This is a genomic window from Nocardiopsis synnemataformans, assembly GCF_965343085.1.
GTDB classification, from domain to species: Bacteria; Actinomycetota; Actinomycetes; order Streptosporangiales; family Streptosporangiaceae; genus Nocardiopsis; species Nocardiopsis alborubida.
In genome coordinates this window covers 17942-35226 of the sequence record NZ_CBDRFA010000042.1, presented here as the reverse complement: position 1 = coordinate 35226, position 17285 = coordinate 17942, and the positions used below count along the sequence as shown (strand labels likewise).

Annotated in this window: 11 protein-coding genes; 4 read left to right on the top strand and 7 right to left on the bottom strand. The window is 70.3% G+C overall.

Annotated features, from left to right (window positions below):
* The first annotated feature begins 486 nt into the window (after nucleotides 1-486).
* On the top strand, nucleotides 487-2157 hold the full coding sequence (abc-f, locus tag ACSIH6_RS23140) for a ribosomal protection-like ABC-F family protein (protein ID WP_435110410.1): 1671 nt from the start codon (nucleotides 487-489) through the stop codon (nucleotides 2155-2157).
* A gap of 102 nt (nucleotides 2158-2259) precedes the next feature.
* Here abc-f and ACSIH6_RS23135 read toward each other — a convergent pair whose 3' ends face one another.
* Complete coding sequence (locus ACSIH6_RS23135) at nucleotides 2260-5976, bottom strand: replicative DNA helicase (protein ID WP_435110409.1); 3717 nt, start codon at nucleotides 5974-5976, stop codon at nucleotides 2260-2262.
* A 347-nt stretch (nucleotides 5977-6323) separates the two neighbouring features.
* Between ACSIH6_RS23135 and ACSIH6_RS23130 the strand changes: the two genes are divergently transcribed.
* Complete coding sequence (locus ACSIH6_RS23130; protein ID WP_435110408.1) at nucleotides 6324-7673, top strand: MATE family efflux transporter; 1350 nt, start codon at nucleotides 6324-6326, stop codon at nucleotides 7671-7673.
* Between the two features lie 66 nt (nucleotides 7674-7739).
* Here ACSIH6_RS23130 and ACSIH6_RS23125 read toward each other — a convergent pair whose 3' ends face one another.
* The 6 genes from ACSIH6_RS23125 to ACSIH6_RS23100 all read right to left on the bottom strand — a co-directional run bounded on the left by ACSIH6_RS23125 (nucleotide 7740) and on the right by ACSIH6_RS23100 (nucleotide 13828).
* Nucleotides 7740-8573 (bottom strand): peptidoglycan recognition protein family protein, encoded by an 834-nt coding sequence (locus ACSIH6_RS23125; protein ID WP_435110407.1) that lies wholly within the window; start codon nucleotides 8571-8573, stop codon nucleotides 7740-7742.
* A gap of 233 nt (nucleotides 8574-8806) precedes the next feature.
* A complete protein-coding gene (rplI, locus tag ACSIH6_RS23120) occupies nucleotides 8807-9253 on the bottom strand; it encodes a 50S ribosomal protein L9 (protein ID WP_013155831.1) in 447 nt (148 codons plus the stop codon).
* Nucleotides 9254-9280: 27 nt separating this feature from the next.
* Nucleotides 9281-9517, bottom strand: a complete 237-nt coding sequence (rpsR, locus tag ACSIH6_RS23115; RefSeq protein WP_013155832.1) for a 30S ribosomal protein S18 — start codon at nucleotides 9515-9517, stop codon at nucleotides 9281-9283.
* A 99-nt stretch (nucleotides 9518-9616) separates the two neighbouring features.
* Complete coding sequence (locus ACSIH6_RS23110) at nucleotides 9617-10216, bottom strand: single-stranded DNA-binding protein (RefSeq protein WP_435110406.1); 600 nt, start codon at nucleotides 10214-10216, stop codon at nucleotides 9617-9619.
* A gap of 130 nt (nucleotides 10217-10346) precedes the next feature.
* Nucleotides 10347-10637: a 30S ribosomal protein S6 gene (gene rpsF, locus ACSIH6_RS23105; protein WP_013155834.1), complete on the bottom strand. Its 291-nt coding sequence runs from the start codon at nucleotides 10635-10637 to the stop codon at nucleotides 10347-10349.
* A 239-nt stretch (nucleotides 10638-10876) separates the two neighbouring features.
* Nucleotides 10877-13828, bottom strand: a complete 2952-nt coding sequence (locus tag ACSIH6_RS23100) for a transglycosylase domain-containing protein (RefSeq protein ID WP_435110405.1) — start codon at nucleotides 13826-13828, stop codon at nucleotides 10877-10879.
* 955 nt (nucleotides 13829-14783) lie between these two features.
* On the opposite strand from ACSIH6_RS23100, the gene ACSIH6_RS23095 reads away from it, so the two are divergent.
* Complete coding sequence (locus tag ACSIH6_RS23095) at nucleotides 14784-15881, top strand: inositol-3-phosphate synthase (protein WP_435110404.1); 1098 nt, start codon at nucleotides 14784-14786, stop codon at nucleotides 15879-15881.
* Between the two features lie 88 nt (nucleotides 15882-15969).
* The gene (locus ACSIH6_RS23090; RefSeq protein ID WP_435110403.1) at nucleotides 15970-17265 is read left to right on the top strand and encodes an MFS transporter; all 1296 of its coding nucleotides are present in this window, start codon (nucleotides 15970-15972) and stop codon (nucleotides 17263-17265) included.
* Nucleotides 17266-17285 lie beyond the last annotated feature (20 nt).

The following is a 17285-nucleotide window of genomic DNA, read 5'->3' as shown; positions in this document are numbered from 1 at the left end:
CGAACCGAAGCGAGCAGAGGGGCCGTCCCGCGGGGCGGCCCCTCGTCGTGTGCGGGGCCTCCGCACAGCACCTCACCCCAGCGCACTCCTGTCGCCACGCCTCTTTGTCGACAAATCGGCTTGACCATAAAGAGTGATGTGGATAGCCCTTACAGGGCCCCTGCCATCCGGCATCCAGTGATGTCCGTCTCACGGAAACCCGCTTGACGCCTGCCGAAACGAGACGTATCGTCTTCCCCATGAGGCTGAACTTCCTGTAGTCCCGCGTCCGACGTCCGAGCCACCACCGCCAGCGCCCAGCGCTGCCCAGCGGTGCTGTCCACGCTCTCAGGCGTCGCCGTACCGCGGTCGACCACGGAAGGCCTCACCGTTCCCCTCCTCGGACACGCGCCACCGCCGCGCCCTCTGTCCGAAAACCGGAACGCCAGCGCCCCACCGTCGATCCGCGGCTCCTTCCCCAGCCATACCGCAGATCAGGAGGCGCGCATGCTCACCGCCCCAGTACGAGCACAGTCCCAGCTCACCCTCAACGACATCACCCACCGCTACGGCGACCACACCGTGCTCGACCGTGTCACCCTCACCATCAGCCCGGGCGAGCGCGTCGGGATTCTCGGCGACAACGGCTCGGGCAAGAGCACGCTGCTGCGCCTGCTCGCCGGGGAGGAGGAGCCCACCAACGGCGACCTCACGGTCCGGGCCCCAGGAGGAACCGGCTACCTGCCGCAGACCCTGGAGGCGGTGGGGGTCTCCACCGGCACCGTCGGCGACGCGATCGACTCCGCCCTGGCCGTCCTGCGCGACATGGAGGCACGCCTGCGCGCGGCGGAGAGCACGCTCGGCTCCGCCACCCCCGAGGAGCTGGACGCCTACGGCGACCTGCTCGTCCGGTTCGAGGCGCGCGGCGGCTACGACGCCGACGCGCGCGTCGACGCCGGGCTGTACGGGCTGGGCCTTCCCGGCCTGGACCGGCGCCGCCCGCTGAGCACCCTCTCCGGAGGGGAGCGCTCGCGCCTGGCCCTGGCCGCGATGCTGGCGGCCTCGCCCGAGCTGCTCCTGCTGGACGAGCCCACCAACGACCTGGACGACCGCGCGGTCGCCTGGTTGGAGGACCGGCTCCGCCGCCACCGGGGCACGGTCGTGGCCGTCACCCACGACCGCGCGTTCCTGGCCAACGTGACCGACACCGTCCTGGAGGTCGACCACGACCTGCGCCGGATCAACCGGTACGGCAACGGCTACGACGGGTTCCTGGCCGCCAAGGCCTCGGCCAGGGCCCGGTGGATCCGCGAGTACGAGGAGTGGAGGGCCGACCTGGCCAGGCAGCGCAGGCTGGCCGAGAACAGCGTCGCGGCCCTGCAAGCCATCCCGCGCAAGATGGAGAAGGCCGCGTTCGGCCACGGGGCGTTCAGGATGCGGGGGGCCGCGCACGGTTCCATGGGCCGCATTCGCAACGCCAAGGAGAGGATGGAGAGGCTGACCGACAACCCGGTGGCGCCGCCGCCGGTACCGCTGCGGATGACCGCCGGGTTCACCGGGGCCCCTGCCGGGGGGAGCACTGCCGGGGGGAGCACTCCGACCGCATCACTGGAGGGGGTCCGGGTGGACCACCGCCTGGAGGTGCCCTGTCTGGACCTGGCCCCGGGCGAGCGCGTGCTGGTCACCGGGCCGAACGGGGCGGGCAAGACCACCCTGCTCCGGATCCTGTCCGGGGACGCGGTCCCCGACGAGGGCCGGGTTTCGGTCCCCGGCCGGGTCGGTTACCTGCGTCAGGAGGACGGCTCCTTCGCAGCCGGACAGACCGTGCTCGGCGCCTACGCCGCGGGGCGGCCCGGGTTCTCCGAGGACCACCACGACGAGCTCGCCTCGCTCGGGCTGTTCCGGCCCGGGGAGCTGGACCAGCCGGTGGCGTCCCTGTCGGTGGGCCAGCGCCGGAGGATCGAGGTCGCCCGTCTGACGTCGGGGGCCTACGACCTGCTGCTGCTGGACGAGCCGACCAACCACCTCTCCCCCGGTCTCGTGGAGGACCTGGAGGAGGCGCTGACGCGCTACGAGGGCACGCTGGTGGTCGTCACCCACGACCGCAGGACCCGGCAGCGCTTCACCGGCCGGCACCTGGAACTACGGGAGGGGATCGTGGTCAGCGACTCCGCGTGAAGCGACCGTAGCGCTTTGTCGACAAATCGGCTTGACCATAAAACGCTATTACGACTAGCCGATATTCGGGGCCCGCTACGCGGCGGGCCCCGACGCGGTGGCCTATCCGGGCGCCATGTCGACGAACCGGCTGTAGTGGCCCTGGAAGGCCACGGTCACGTCCGCCGTGGGGCCGTTGCGGTGCTTGGCCACGATGATGTCCGCCTCGCCCGCACGCGGCGACTCCTTGTCGTGCACGTCCTCGCGGTAGAGCAGGATGACCATGTCCGCGTCCTGCTCGATCGAGTTGTGGACGTTGATTCCGTTGGCCACGAAGTTGTGCATGCCAGCGACCGTGGCGTCGAAAACCTCGCGCTCCCCCAACGGCTCGATCTCCACGACCTCGTCCCAGAAGACGTCGTTGGTGGCCAGGAGTTCGAGTTCGGCGTCTTCCAGGACACCGGCGACGCGGGAGAGGCGGGTCCGGCTAGGAGCATGTTTCCACAACGTGCTCCCGCGGAACTCCGTCCCCATGGCGGAGGCGAACTCCCGATGGGTCATCTCCTGCGCCTGGATGCCCCTCCGAACCCTGTCCCACACCTGAACCGGAATCGTGTCCAGATTGGGGTTCGACTTCCTTTCGGCGAGCCCGGCCATGCAGACGGCCAACTGCTCCGCCCGTGCTCCGTGGCAGCCGACCAGCTCGGCGAACCGCCGCTGGTTGTCGATACCGTAAATGTCCAGGGTGTGGCAGACGCGGTAGGTTCCCTTCCGGCTCTGCTTGATCCGGGTCATGATGTTGAGCCGTGCGAGCAGCCTGGCGACGTCGTCAACCAGGCGACGGCTCGTGGTGGCGTAGTAGATCCGAGCCTGGTTTCCCCGCTGGTTCCAGTACGCGCATCCGTCAGTAGCCCAAAGATGCCTAAGGAACAGGGCGACCTGCCGGTCCGAGAGGGAGAAGACCTCGTCGGGTACGAACTTCTCATGGCTGCGCAATCCGAACAGCCCCAGTTCGTCGAGCCAGGCGGCGATGGGATTACGCTTCCCATGGGTCAGCCTGAAAGGTGCCGGCAGCCTGAGCGTGGTCGTCCGCGCGGCGGCGTAGTCATCCCGCACAGCTGTGACACCGAAGTGTCGGGCGGCCTCCTCCACTACAGACAGGTTCGCCTCGTCGGTGTTGGCATAGCGGATCGGCTGACGGCGCACGAAGGAGCCGTCACCGATGAGATGGGCGAGCATGACCACTTCGGCTTCGGGCCACTCGGTGGTGCGCTCCGGTTCGGGGACGCTTCGTGCCACAGCGACCTTGCCGCCGACCTGAAGATCCTCCAGTGCCTCCCACCCGTCAATGGTGAGGAACGGATGGTTCCCAGAGGCGGTGACCTCACGCCCGGAAGCCAACCGCAGACGAAACACCTCCTTCACCCCACTGGAGAAGACGTTCGTCAGGGTACGGGGAACCAGGTGAAGGCGCTCATCGAGCGACCAGACCGAAACGTCACGTTCTCCGCTCCGGAAGAGGTCTCCCATGGTCACCTCGGCACCCGTGTCCGCACGCAGCACCCGGGTCTCCTCGACCAGACATCCCGACTCACGGAGGTCGGATACCTGTGGGCGTTTGTCGGTGCGCTGCTCGGGGCCTCGGTTGAGCTGGGAGAGCGCCACCACCGGGACCTCCAGCTCCTTGGCCAGGAGCTTGAGGGACCGGGACATCTCCGAGACCTCCTGCTGGCGGCTCTCCACCCGGCCGGGCGAGCTCATCAGCTGGAGGTAGTCGACGATGACCAGCTTGAGGTCGTGCTGCTGCTTGAGCCGTCGGCACTTGGCCCGGATCTCCATCATCGACATGTTCGGGGAGTCGTCGATGAACAGGGGCGCGTTGGCCACCTCGCCCATGCGCCTGGCCAGGCGGGTCCAGTCCTCGTCGGTCATCAGTCCCGAGCGCATGGTGTGCAGGGGCACCCGGGCCTCCGCCGACAGCAGGCGCATGACGATCTCGTTGCGCCCCATCTCCAGGCTGAAGAAGACCGCGGTCATGTCGTGCTTGATGGACGCCGCACGCGCGAAGTCCAGGGCCAGCGTCGAGTTGTGGGTGGGGACCATCGACCGCGTGGCCAGGAACAGGTGGTCCGGGTGGTCTACCTGGACGCAGCGGACCGGAACGCTCTCCACCGGTCGCACCTCGGTGACGAACCGGGAGCCGATCCGCGCGTAACCGCGGTCGGCGCCGCGCTCCCGGTGCGCACGCCTCTTGTGTTCGAGCCGGAAGACCTCGCTCGTGGAGCCGAAGGTGACCGTGTAGCGGGTGGAGGACTCCTCCGACCGGCCGTCGACCCGCTTGGTCGACATCCCGGTGCGGTATCCCAGGCCGTGCGCCAGCTCCCGGAAGTCGTTCGCCAGGCGCTGGCTGGTGACCGCGAACCGCACGGAGCCGGTGGCGTTCACCGTGCCGTCCGTGTCCAGCAGACCGGCGAGGAGGGCGCGCCGTTGGTCGGCCGAGGCGCGCAGGTACTCCTGGGGGATGTGCTTGTTGCCCAGGACTCCGAGGGCGCGCAACCGCGCCTGGACACTGCCGTGGCCGCCGACGCACTCACGGGCCGCGGGCGCGGTGTCCTCCTCCGGCAGGAAGACACCGTAGGTCATGCCGGTGGAGCCGACCGGCTTGGTCACGAGTCCTTCGGCCTCGATGTTGAGCAGGACCTCGGGGTCCGTGCCGGTGACCCGGGCGGCGGCGGAGGCTCCGTCACCGAGCCAGGCGCCGAGGAAGTAGGGCGGCAGGGGGAGATCGCGTTCGGGCAGCTCGATCGCCGCCGCGTTGACCACCGAGTGGTTCAACCTGCGGTCAGCGGTCTCCGTACGCAGGGTCCGGGCGATCTCCCTGGTGGTCCGCACCTCGGGCAGCACACGGGGAACGGTGCCCCGGGCCCCGGCCTCCTGGGCCGCGCGCCGCGAGGCTCGCGTGTGGGTCAGCCACTGGTGGTCGCCGTCGGCGACCACGGTGGTGCCGTCGTCGAACACGACCTCGAAGCAGGGACGCCCGGTCATGACCTCGGTGGCTGCGACCACCCGGGTGGGGGTCCCGTCGGCGGCGATCAGCTCGGCACCGACCTCCACCTCTCCCATGGTGGTCCATCCGCCGGGTGTGGGGAGGGGGGTGTCCAGGGCCAGCGCCTTACCCACGGCGGGGCGGGCGGCGATGATGACCATCTGGCCGGGGTGGAGGCCGTTGGTGAGCGCGTCGAAGTCGGCGAAGCCGGTGGGCACGCCGGTCATGGTCCCGTCGTGGGCGCCGATCGCCTCGATCTCGTCCAGGGCGCCCGGCATGATGTCGGCCAGCGCGACGTAGTCCTCGCCGGTGCGCTTCTCCGCGACCTTGTAGATCTCGGCCTGGGCGTGGTCGACCAGGTCGTCCACCTCGCCGTCGCCGGCGTAGCCGATCTGGGCGATGCGGGTGCCCACCTCGACCAGGCGGCGCAGGACCGCGCGGTCGGAGACGATCTTGGCGTAGTAGCCCGCGTTGGCGGCGGTCGGGATGGCCTCGGTGAGGGTGTGCAGGTAGAGGGCGCCGCCGACCCGGGTGGCCTCGCCGCGTTTGGTCAGCTCGGCGTTGACCGAGATGGCGTCCACGGGCTCGCCGCGGGAGAAGAGGTCGACGACGCTTTCGTAGATGATCTGGTGCGCGGGGCGGTAGAAGTCCGCGGAGCGGATGATCTCCACGACCTGGGTGATGGCGTCCTTGGACAGCAGCATGCCGCCGAGCACGCTCTGCTCGGCCTGGATGTCGTGGGGCGGGGTGCGCTCGTATCCGCCTTCTTCAGGTGGCTGCTCAGCGACACTCACGAACGCTCCCCCGGGACGGTACCTCCGTCGACCCGGGAACGGGCCGACCCTTCCAGGATGCCCCATGGCGGACGCCGGAGGCGCCTCGGCCGGAGGTTGTGGACACGTCCCTTACCACCATGTCCGGTGCCCCGCAGGACATCCCGGACCGAGGTTGTGCACATCACCTGTGGATAACTTTGTCGCGACCTCTACATACAGCCTTTGACCTGCAAAAACACAGGATGCAGTCAGGGGGTGCAAGATGCCTCACAGGGCGTGTTTCCACAAGTTATCCACAGGCTTCGGCCGGGGTGTGGACAACTCCACACCCGCGTAGAACGCGTGTCCGATACTGTGTGCTGGTCATGCCACAACTGCTTTCGGCCGCCCCTTTCCGGCACCGCCACGACCGCGAGATCCTCGCCTTGGCGGTCCCGACGTTCTTCGCGCTCATCAGTGAGCCCCTGTTCCTGCTCACCGACTCGGCGATCGTCGGCACACTGGGCACCGAGGCGTTGGGCGGCCTCGGCGTGGCCGGGCAGGTGCTGCTCACGCTCGTGGCCGTCTGCGTCTTCCTCGCCTACGGCACCACCGCGGCCGTCTCGCGCAGGTTCGGCGCGGGCGACGTCCCCGGGGGCGTGCGGGACGGCGTGGACGGGCTGTGGCTCGCGGTCCTGCTGGGCCTCGCGGCCGTCGCGATCGGTTGGCCGCTCGGCCCGGTGCTGGTGGAGGCACTGGGCGCCTCGCCCGGAGTGGCGCCCTACGCCCTGACCTACCTGCGCGTCAGCCTGCTCAGCACGCCGTTCCTCCTCATCGTCATGGCGGGCACCGGCGTACTGCGCGGCCTCCAGGACGCCCGGACCCCGCTGGTGGTGGCGGTCTGCTCCTACGTCGGCAACGCGGTGCTGTGCGCGGTGTTCGTGCTGGTCCTGGACTGGGGCGTCGCGGGTTCGGCCTGGTCGACGGTGCTCGCCCAGGGCGGGGGCGCGTTCTGGTACGTGGTGATGATCGCGCGCGCCGCCCGGCGCGAGGGCGTGTCGCTCATGCCCACGACGGCGGGCCTGCGGGCCTCGGCCTCGGCGGGGTTCGCCCTGTTCCTGCGCAGCGTGTCGATGCGTGTGGTGGCTCTGGTGACCACGGCTGTGGCGGCCCGGCTGGGCGACGCGTCGATCGCCGCGCACCAGGTGAGCCACAACATCTGGGCGCTGCTGGTGTTCGCCATGGACGCGATCGCCATCGCCGGGCAGTCCATCGTGGGCCGCTACCTGGGTGCGGGGGACGTCCAGGGCACCCGGGACGCCACGCGGCGCATGGTGGAGTGGGGCGTGGGGCTGGGCCTGGTCTTCACGGCGGTGGTGTTCCTGGTGCTGCCGTGGGCGTGGGTCCCGTTCACCTCCGACCCCGAGGTGCGCGTCCTGATCACGGCCTCGCTGGTGGTGGTCGCGCTGTTGCAGCCGCTGAGCGGGGTGACCATGGTGCTGGACGGCGTGCTGATGGGCGCCGGGGACCAGCGTTACCTGGCGTGGGCGTCCCTGTGGACGATGCTGGTCTTCCTGCCGTTCGCCCTGGTCCTGCCGCGGCTGGCGGACGGTCCCGTGTGGGCCCTGGTGAGCCTGTGGATCGCCTTCGGGGTGTGGATCCTCGCCCGCGCGGTCACCCTCGGGTTCCGGACCCGGAGTACGGCCTGGCTGGTCACCGGCGCGTACCGGCCCTGACCAGGGGCCCGCCACGGCGTGGCCGTGACGGGCCCGGCGCCTGTGCCCCTCGGTGAACCGAACGGGTCACGTGAACGTGTCGCGCTCACCGACGGCGGGTCCGTGGCGGTAGGGCACCACCTGCTCGTCCCGCGGCACGTCGGGGTAGGTGGGCAGCTCGTCGGGCTCCGGTGCCGCGACCGCCGCCCCGCCCGGGTGGGCGAGCTGCTTCCGCATCATGCGCCTGACGTCGGAGCGGAGCTGGGGAAGCGCCGAGTAGAGCTTGTCACCGGGGCAGCCCGTCGTGTTGAAGTCGCGGTGGCCGACGATGGCCTCGTCGGGGTCCAGCCGGTAGGCCAGGCACAGCCAGGCGCAGGTGTCCGCCAAGGACGCCAGCAGGACCGCGGGCGGGACCGCCGAGGTGTAGGTGCCCTCGTTCTCGATGCCGATCGCGTGCTCGTTGTGGTTGGCGGTGTGCGCGCCGAGCACGTGGTGCCCCGCGCTGACGGCACGGAGGCTCTGGTCGCGTCCCTCCATGATGTGCCCGCCGCGGCTGATGGTGAACTGCTGCCCCATGTCGCTCCACCCGTTGGTGTCCATGTGGTACCGCTGGATGGAGCGGGACAGCGACGCGGCGTGCGAGGTCGAGGTGTCGGACGCGTTCGCCGTGACGGTGTGGTGCACGACGATGTGCGTGGGCCCGCGGCCCACGACCTCGATCTTGTTCTTCGGGGCGCGCGCCCCCCAGTCGGCGCGCGTGTACACCTTGGGTCGTGTGGCCGCGGAGGCCCGGTCCGCGACGGGGATCCCCGTGATCCCGCCGAGGAGCACTCCCCCGGCGGCGAGGGCGGTTCCCCGCAGAACGGTCCTGCGGTCCACCCGTGTGTGTCGGCCCGGCTCGTCTCTTCTTTCCACGGTCATGGCTCTGCGTCCTCTCCGTGCTGGGTGGTGCAACGTACGACACCAACACAGAGAACACGATAGATTACAAAGAGTAATCAAAGGGTTGTCTGTTGACCAGGCGTGTCAGGAGAACTCCGCGAGATCGCGGACCGTCTCCGTTGACGCCGGGCTCACAACGGGGGTCCGAAGGCGCGGAAACAGCGCGGCCCCGCCTCCCGGAGGGAGACGGGGCCCGACGTGCACGGCGTCGGTCAGGAACCGACGACGTCCAGCTTGATCGTCGCGGAGACCTCGGGGTGCAGGCGGACCTGGACCTTGTGGCTTCCGACGGCCTTGATCGGGTTCTTGATCTCGATCCGGCGCTTGTCCAGCTCGGGACCACCGGTCGCCTTGACGGCGTCGGCGATGTCCGCGGGCGTGACCGAGCCGAACAGGCGGCCACCCTCGCCGGCGCGCTGCTTGAGGCGCACGGTGAGCGCGTTGACGCGGCCCGCGACCTGCTGGGCCTCGTCCAGCGTGCGGATGTCACGCGCGGAGCGCGCGCGCTGGATCAGGTCGATCTGCTTCTGACCGCCGCGCGTCCACCGGATGGCGAACCCACGGGGCAGCAGGTAGTTGCGACCGTAGCCGTTCTTCACCTCGACGACATCGCCGGGGGCTCCGAGACCGTTGACCTCGTGGGTCAAAATCAGCTTCACGACAAAAACCTCCCTCGGGTATCGCCGTTAGCGGGCGGTGCTGGTGTAGGGCAGCAGGGCCACCTCGCGCGCGTTCTTGATCGCGGTCGCGACGTCGCGCTGGTGCTGGGTGCAGTTACCCGTGACGCGGCGGGCGCGGATCTTGCCGCGCTCGGAGATGAACTTGCGGAGAAGCGTGGTGTCCTTGTAGTCGATGTAGGACTGCTTCTCCTGGCAGAAGAGGCAAACCTTCTTCTTGGGCTTGCGCGCTGCCGGCTTAGCCATCGTGGTGCTCCTTCGCAAGAGCCCCGGGGTCCTCCCGGGGATGGTCTGATGTGGAAAGGGGTCTGGCACCTCGGGGCGCCGGACGGGGTACTGCCGCGGCTAGAACGGGGGCTCGTCGGAGAAGCCCCCGCTTCCGCCACCGAAACCGCCGCCACCGCCGCCACCGCCGCCGTTGGTCGCCCACGGGTCGTCGGCCGGGGGACCGCTGCGGCCTCCGCCGCCCTGCGACCCGCCGAAGCCGCCGCTCTGGTTCCCGTAGCCGCCGCCCTGCTGGGGCTGGCCGCCACCGAAACCGCCGCCACCGCCGCCACCGAAGCCGCCGCCGCCACCCTGGCGCTGCGACTTGGTCACCTTGGCGGTGGCGCTGCGCAGGGCCGGGCCGACCTCGTCGACGTCGATCTCGAAGACGGTCCGCTTCTCACCCTCGCGGGTCTCGTACGAGCGCTGCTTCAGTCGGCCCTGCACGATGACGCGCATGCCGCGCTGAAGGCTCTCGGCCACGTTCTCCGCGTACTGCCGCCAGACGGTGCAGGTGAGGAACATGGACTCGCCGTCCTTCCACTCCCCCGACGCGCGGTCGAAGGTGCGGGGCGTCGAGGCCACACGGAAGTTGGCGACCGCGGCTCCACTGGGAGTGAAGCGCAGTTCAGGGTCGTCGACCAGGTTGCCGACGAGCGTGATCTGGGTTTCGCCTGCCATGGATGGGCTCCGGTTCGAGGTAGTCGGATCAGGCGGTTTCGCCTGTTCCCCCGATCATCCGCGCCACCACTGACATAACGATCAGGGCCGGGGACGGAAGTCGGGGCGGGGGGCGGCGGCGGGGTGCCGCCTAGTGGACCTCGGGGCGGAGCACCTTGGTGCGGAGCACGGCCTCGGCGATACCGAGCTGGCGGTCCAGCTCCTTGACCGTGGCGGGCTCGGCGGTGAGGTCGATCACCGCGTAGATGCCCTCGGCGTTCTTGTCGATGTCGTAGGCGAGACGGCGCTTGCCCCAGATGTCGACCTTCTCCACCGAGCCGCCGTCGTTGCGGACGACACCCAGGAAGTTCTCCAACGACGGGGCGACGGTGCGCTCGTCGAGGTTGGGGTCGAGGATGATCATGAGTTCGTAACGACGCATAGGCGTACGTTCCTCCTCTGGACTGTCGCGGCCATGGAATCTCCATAGCAGGAGGGCAGGAGTCCGGGACGGGTTCCGCGCCGCGGAGGCGGGCGTCGCGCGGACTCTGAGCCATACGGGACCCAAGATTACCAGCAGCCGCACACCTCCCGGTGCGGCCTGTGGACGGACCCCGGGTACACACGAAGGGGGCCGGTGCGCTCCACGCGCACCGGCCCCCTCGCTCATCCGGAACCGGGTCAGTCGTTCCGGCCGAGGATGATCATCCTGTTGGCGTCGCTCCCGGCCTCGTTCGCCCGGAAGGGCCAGCCGCCCTGGTCCTCGCCGTCCTGCTCGGAGTCCGTGGCGTCGCCGGTCGGCTCGGTGTCCTCACATGCGGGTTGGGGCCACACGCCGCATTCATCCTGGCCTCCCGTGCCGGGGCTCTCCGGGCAGTCCCGGCCCATTCCGGGTTCGCAGGGCTCGTCGGTCTGCTGGTCCTGGCACTCCGGGGAGTCGGGCATCGCCGGGTCGCACTCCGGCGGGCTCTCGCTCGGGGACTCCTCGACCGAGGGCTCGTCCGTGGGCTCGTCGCTCGGCTCGGCACTCGGGGACGGCGTGGGCACGAAGCTCTGTTCCGTACCGACGTAGGCGGGCGGCGGGAACTGCGCCGGTTCGACGCCCTCCATGGCCGTGGTCATGAACTCGCGCCACACGTTGGCCGAGGTGGTGCCACCGAAGATCTCGCCCGCGGTCTGGCCGTCGAACTCCAGGGGCTGGCTGGCGTCCGCACGGCTCAGGCCCACCGCGGCGACCAGCTGCGGCGTGTAGCCCACGAACCACGCGGAGACCGCGTCGCTGGAGGTACCGGTCTTGCCCGCGACGGGGCGCCCGTCGGGCAGCGCGGCTTGATCGCCACCGCCGCCGGGCTCGACCACCTGGGTCATGGCGTAGGTGACGTCGGCCGCGACGTCCTCGGTGACCACCTGCTCGCCGTCGGCCAGCAGGTCCGCGTCGTCGGGCGGAACGACCTGGCCGTCGGCGGTGCGCAGCTCGGTGACCATGTGCGCCGGGCGGTGCACGCCGCCCGCGGCGAAGGTGGAGTAGCCCTCGGCCTGGTCCAGCGCGCTCACCTGGTGGGTGCCCAGCGCGATGAGCGGCCCCTGAGCCGAGGTCGTGGTCTGCTCCTCGGCCACACCGGCCTGGACCGCGAGCTCGTCCACCGCGGCCGGGGTCATCCGCACCGCCAGCTCCACGAACGGGGTGTTGATCGACTGGGCGGTGGACTGGATCAGGTTGACCGGCCCCCAGCTCCTGTCGCCCGCGTTGATGACCTCGCTTTGCAGCCCCGGGAACTCCTGGGGGGAGTCGCCGTCGAACGTGCTGTTGAGGCTGACGTCGTTCTTGAGCGCGGTGGCGAGCACGTAGGGCTTGTAGGACGAACCCGCCTGCGTCCGGTGGGTCAGCGAGTTGTTGACGTCCTCGACCACGTTGTCGCCCCCGTGGAAGGCGACGATCTGCCCCGTGGCGGGGTCGACCGCGGTCAGACCCATCATCGTGTCCTCGGGCGTGGACGGCAGGACGTCGAAGGAGCTGCGCGCGGCGTCCATGAGCGCGGGGTCCAGCGAGGTCTGCACGACGAAGCCCTGGGTGGCGATGTCCTGGGCGTTGATCCCCTGCTCGGAGTAGCGTTCCTCGATCTCCTGGACGACCGCCTGGCGGACGTAGTCGAACTTGGGGTCGTACTCCTGCTCCTCCTCGCCCTCCTCGGTGCCGTAGGGGATGAGTTCGGGGATCTCCAGGGCCTCGGCCTCCGCCCGGGGCAGGCCGAGGCTGGGGTCCTCCTCGTGCATGAGCGCCAGCTGGTCCTGCACGTAGGGCCAGCGCTCCTCGGTGAGGTAGGTCCTGGTCCAGTCGCCCATCTCGCCCTGGAAGTTGCTGGGCATCTGGATGATGATGCCCAGGAAGGCGCCCTCGGCGTCGGTCAGCTCGTCCAGGTCCTTGCCGAAGTAGGACTGGGCGGCCATCTGGATACCCAGGGAGTTGCGGCCGAAGTAGATGGTGTTGAGGTAGGTCGAGAGGATCTCCTCCTTCTCCATCTGCTGGTTGAGCTTGATGGAGATGAAGATCTCGCGGATCTTGCGGATGTACTGGTTGTCGATCTCCAGGTCGCTGTAGTAGTTCCGGGCCATCTGCTGGGTGATGGTGGAACCGCCGCCCGCCTCACCGCCGGAGAGGAGGGCGCGACCGATACCGGAGACGCTGATGCCGGGGTCGGTGTAGAAGGTGCGCTGCTCGGCGGCGAGCACGCCGTTGATGACCGTCTGCGGGATGTCCTCGCTCTGGACCTCGACCCGCCTGACCTCGCCCGTGGTGACCGCGACCTCGGGGTCGGCGTCGCCCTCCGGGGCCCACATGATCTGGGTGGCGGACAGCTCGGTGTCCGCCTTGGCGTCCAGCTCGTCCACGTTGGGGGCGGTGGCGTACAGGATCGCGAAGGTCGCCACGCCGCCGATGATCATCAGGCCGAAGACGGCCAGGGCGGGTTTCCACGCCTTGGACAGGAAGCGCTTGAACCAGGGGCGGTCGTCCGGCTCCTCGTCGCGGCCGCGGCGCCGACCGCCTCCCCGGCCTCCTCGGCCTCCACCTCCGGCGGCGGCGCGGGAGCCGCGGCCCGGGGCGCGCCGCCCCTCGGAGCGGGCGGCGTTCTCGCGGTCACGGCCGCGGTCACGGGGGTCTCGGGGGTCGCGCGGTCCGGAACCGGCCGCCCTGCGGCGGCCGCGGGGGTCCTCGTCCGGGCGGCGGCGCTGTCCCTCGGGACGGCGCGGGCGCTCGCCCTCGGAACGGCGGCCGGAGCGCTCGCCGTCCTGGGGGCGCCGGGGACGCTCGCCCTCGGAGCGGCGGCGGGGGCGGTCGCCGTCCGCGGGGGCGCGTCGCTGTCCCTCGGGGCGGCGCGGGCGCTCGCCCTCGGAACGGCGGCGGCCCTCGGAACGGGCCTCCTGCTCCGGAGGGCGTCGGCGGCGCGGGCGCTCGGGCCCGGCGTCGTCTCCCCAGAAGCCGTCACCGGCGTCCGGGCGTCGGCGGCCTCCGGAGGGTTCGTCCCGGGGCGGGCCGTCGGCCCGGCGCCGTCCGCCGCCGCCGCGCGAGCCGTCGGCCGGGCCGTCGGCCCGGCGACGGCCGCCATCGGCGTTCCGTCGTCGTTCGGTACTCACGTGGTCCTCGATTGCCTCTCACGGCCGGTCGGCCTGACGATTCCTTGGTGGAAACGGGGGGACGGTCCCCCTGGGGGATCGGTGATCCGCGACCTGCTTCTCGCGATGACTGGCGTGGACCGGACCGGCGTGGCCGTGTCCAACGCTGTGCCTGTCGTTCAAGGCTTCATAAAGGACGCCTGAAGGCGGGCGGGGGTTTTCACACAGGTCGCGAAGACGTAAGCCGCTTCTTCCTCCTGGTCGTTGGCCTGCGGGAGCGACAGCCCTCGGTGCTCGGTGCCTACGGAAACGCCGCCGCGGCAGGGGCTGGGTCCGGGGGCTCTACCGGCTACGCACGCAAATCACAGGTCACGTTAGAGCGATCGAACGGTATAGCACAACCCACGCGCGAGGTTATCGCGCGTCCTGGGACACCTGGTCATGTTTCGCCGGGAAACGCCCGTTGTGCCAGTTCAGGGCAGGCAAACCGAACGCCGACGAGCCGACCGGGCGACAACCCGCCCGAGAGGTGTTCGGTGTCGACGCTGGTAGGGATGGGTGTGTGAGATTTTCCCCGCAGGATTCCGGGGGTTCACGGACGGCGGCCGACGCGCGCACGCGGACGCGGACGCGTGTCACAGGTCCGGCATGCGGGCCCGCAGGTGGGCGGGGATAGAGTCAGAACTGAACAAAACAGCCAGACATGCATGTTCCCCCTGCGGTTCTCGTCGCGGGACGCGAACCGCGCCCGGGCCGTCCGCCGAGGACGGCGGAGAGGGCACGGGGGGCTCCGCGCGCCGGACACCGCCCGCCGAGGGCGGTGCGGGACGGTGGGAGGGAACAGAAACGCCGTGTGCGCTGCTGACCACATACGGGAAACGAACGCGGGACGACGGGACCCGGAGCCGCCGTCGGCGCGGTCCCGTCGTCGTGCGCCGTGGAATCCATGTTCGCGAACAAGAAGGAGCAAGGACCAATGGGTTCGGTACGTGTAGCCGTCGTGGGCGTCGGCAACTGTGCGGCGTCGCTCGTCCAGGGCGTGCACTACTACAAGGACGCCAACCCCGAGTCCCGGGTACCAGGCCTGATGCACGTGCAGTTCGGCCCGTACCACGTGCGCGACATCGAGTTCGTCGCAGCCTTCGACGTGGACGCCAAGAAGGTCGGTCACGACCTGGCCGACGCCATCACGGCCAGCGAGAACAACACCGTCAAGATCTGCGACGTGCCGCCGACCGGCGTCACCGTCATGCGCGGACCGACCTACGACGGACTCGGCAAGTACTACCGCGAGATCATCCAGGAGTCCCCCGAGGACGCGGTGGACGTGGTCGCGGCCCTCAAGGCCAGCAAGGCCGACGTGCTCGTGTCCTACCTCCCGGTGGGTTCGGAGGAGGCCGGCAAGTTCTACGCCCAGTGCGCGATCGACGCGGGCGTCGCCTTCGTCAACGCCCTGCCGGTGTTCATCGCCTCCGACCCCGAGTGGGCCGAGCGGTTCACCAGAGCCGGTGTGCCGATCATCGGCGACGACATCAAGTCGCAGATCGGCGCGACCATCACCCACCGGGTGCTGTCCAAGCTGTTCGAGGACCGCGGTGTGATCGTGGACCGCACGTACCAGCTCAACTTCGGCGGCAACATGGACTTCAAGAACATGTTGGAGCGCGACCGCCTGGAGTCCAAGAAGATCTCCAAGACGCAGTCCGTCACCTCGCAGATCCCCCACGAGCTGAAGGCCGGCTCGGTGCACATCGGCCCGTCGGACCACGTGCCGTGGCTGGACGACCGCAAGTGGGCCTACATCCGTTTGGAGGGGCGTGCGTTCGGCGACGTGCCGCTGAACCTGGAGTACAAGCTGGAGGTCTGGGACTCCCCCAACTCCGCGGGCATCATCATCGACGCGGTCCGCGCCGCCAAGATCGCCAAGGACCGCGGCATCGGCGGCCCGATCCTGGGCCCGTCCTCCTACTTCATGAAGTCCCCGCCCGAGCAGTACAGCGACGCCGAGGCCCACGACAAGGTCGAGCAGTTCATCTCCGACCAGTCCGACCAGAACGGTAGCGCTGGCGAGTAGAGCGTTCAGGCGAGCGGTCCCGGCGCCCGGCCGGGCCGGTCCCTCCCCGGGGCCGCCCCGGCCCCGGGCACGGCCTACCCTTGGTGCCGTGTCCTTCTTCGGTGATCTGCGCGTGGTCCTGCGGGGGCCCCGGTTCCGCCGCCTGTTCGGCACCCGGCTGGTGGCGCAGTTCTCCGACGGGGTGTACCAGGCCGGGCTGGCGGGCTTCGTCTTCTTCACCCCCGAGCAGCACACCAGCGCCGGTGCCGTCGCCGCGGCCTTCGCCGTGCTGCTCCTGCCGTTCTCGGTGGTGGCCCCGTTCGCCGGGGTGCTGATCGACAGGTGGCCCCGGCGCCAGATCCTGCTGCTGTCCTCCCTGGCCAAGGCGGCGCTCGCGGTGGCGAGCGCGTTCCTGGTGTCGGAGGGCGAGAGCCCGGCCTTCCTCCTCGCCGCGCTCCTGGTACTGAGCGTCAACCGCTTCTTCCTGTCCGGACTGTCCGCCGGGCTGCCCTACGTGGTGGCCCGGGACAAGCTGATGATGGCCAACGCGGTCACGCCGACCAGCGGTACCGCGGCGAGCTTCCTGGGCGCGGGGGCGGGCGCCGCGATCGGGCTGTTTGGCGGCGAGGACGCCCTGGGCACCGGGCTCATCCTGTTCGTGGCCGCGCTCGGCTTCGCCGGGGCGGCGCTGGTCTCCCTCACCCTGGGCCACGACGAGCTGGGACCGCACCTGGAGCGTGAGCCGGACGAGGTCGCGGCGGCCGTGCGCAACGTGGTGCGGGGCATGGTCTCGGGAGTGCGCCACCTCTGGGCGCGCCCGGAGGCCCGCGACGCGCTGATCACGATCGGCGGCCACCGGGTGCTGTTCGGGATCTCCACGCTGCTGACGCTGCTGCTGTACAACAACACCTTCACCGGCGGCGGCGTGGCCGGGCTGGCCGGTTTCTCGGTGGCGATGGGCCTGTCGGGGGCGGGGTTCCTCGTGGGCGCGGTGGCCACCCCGTGGGCGACCGCCCGGATGGCCCCGGGGACGTGGATCGCCCTGCAACTGGCGGCGGCGTCCGTGGTCCTGGTGGTGTTCGGGCTGCCCTTCTCGCCCGTGCTCTTCCCCGTGGCCGCGTTCGCGCTGGGCTTCGTCTCGCAGGGGGTCAAGGTCACCGTCGACACGTTGGTTCAGCGACATGTCGACGACGCGTTCCGGGGGCGGGTGTTCTCGGTGTACGACGTGCTGTTCAACGCCACGTTCGTCCTGGGCGCGGCGCTGGCCGCCGCGCTGGTCCCACCGTCGGGGGTCAGCCCCGCGGTGGTCGTCGCGATGGCCGCGGCCTACCTGGCGATGGGCGCCGCCTGGGTCGTGCGCGGGCGCCGCGCCACCGCCGCCGAGGCGGAGCGCGAGGCCGCGTAGCGCCTTGTCGACCTGGTGAC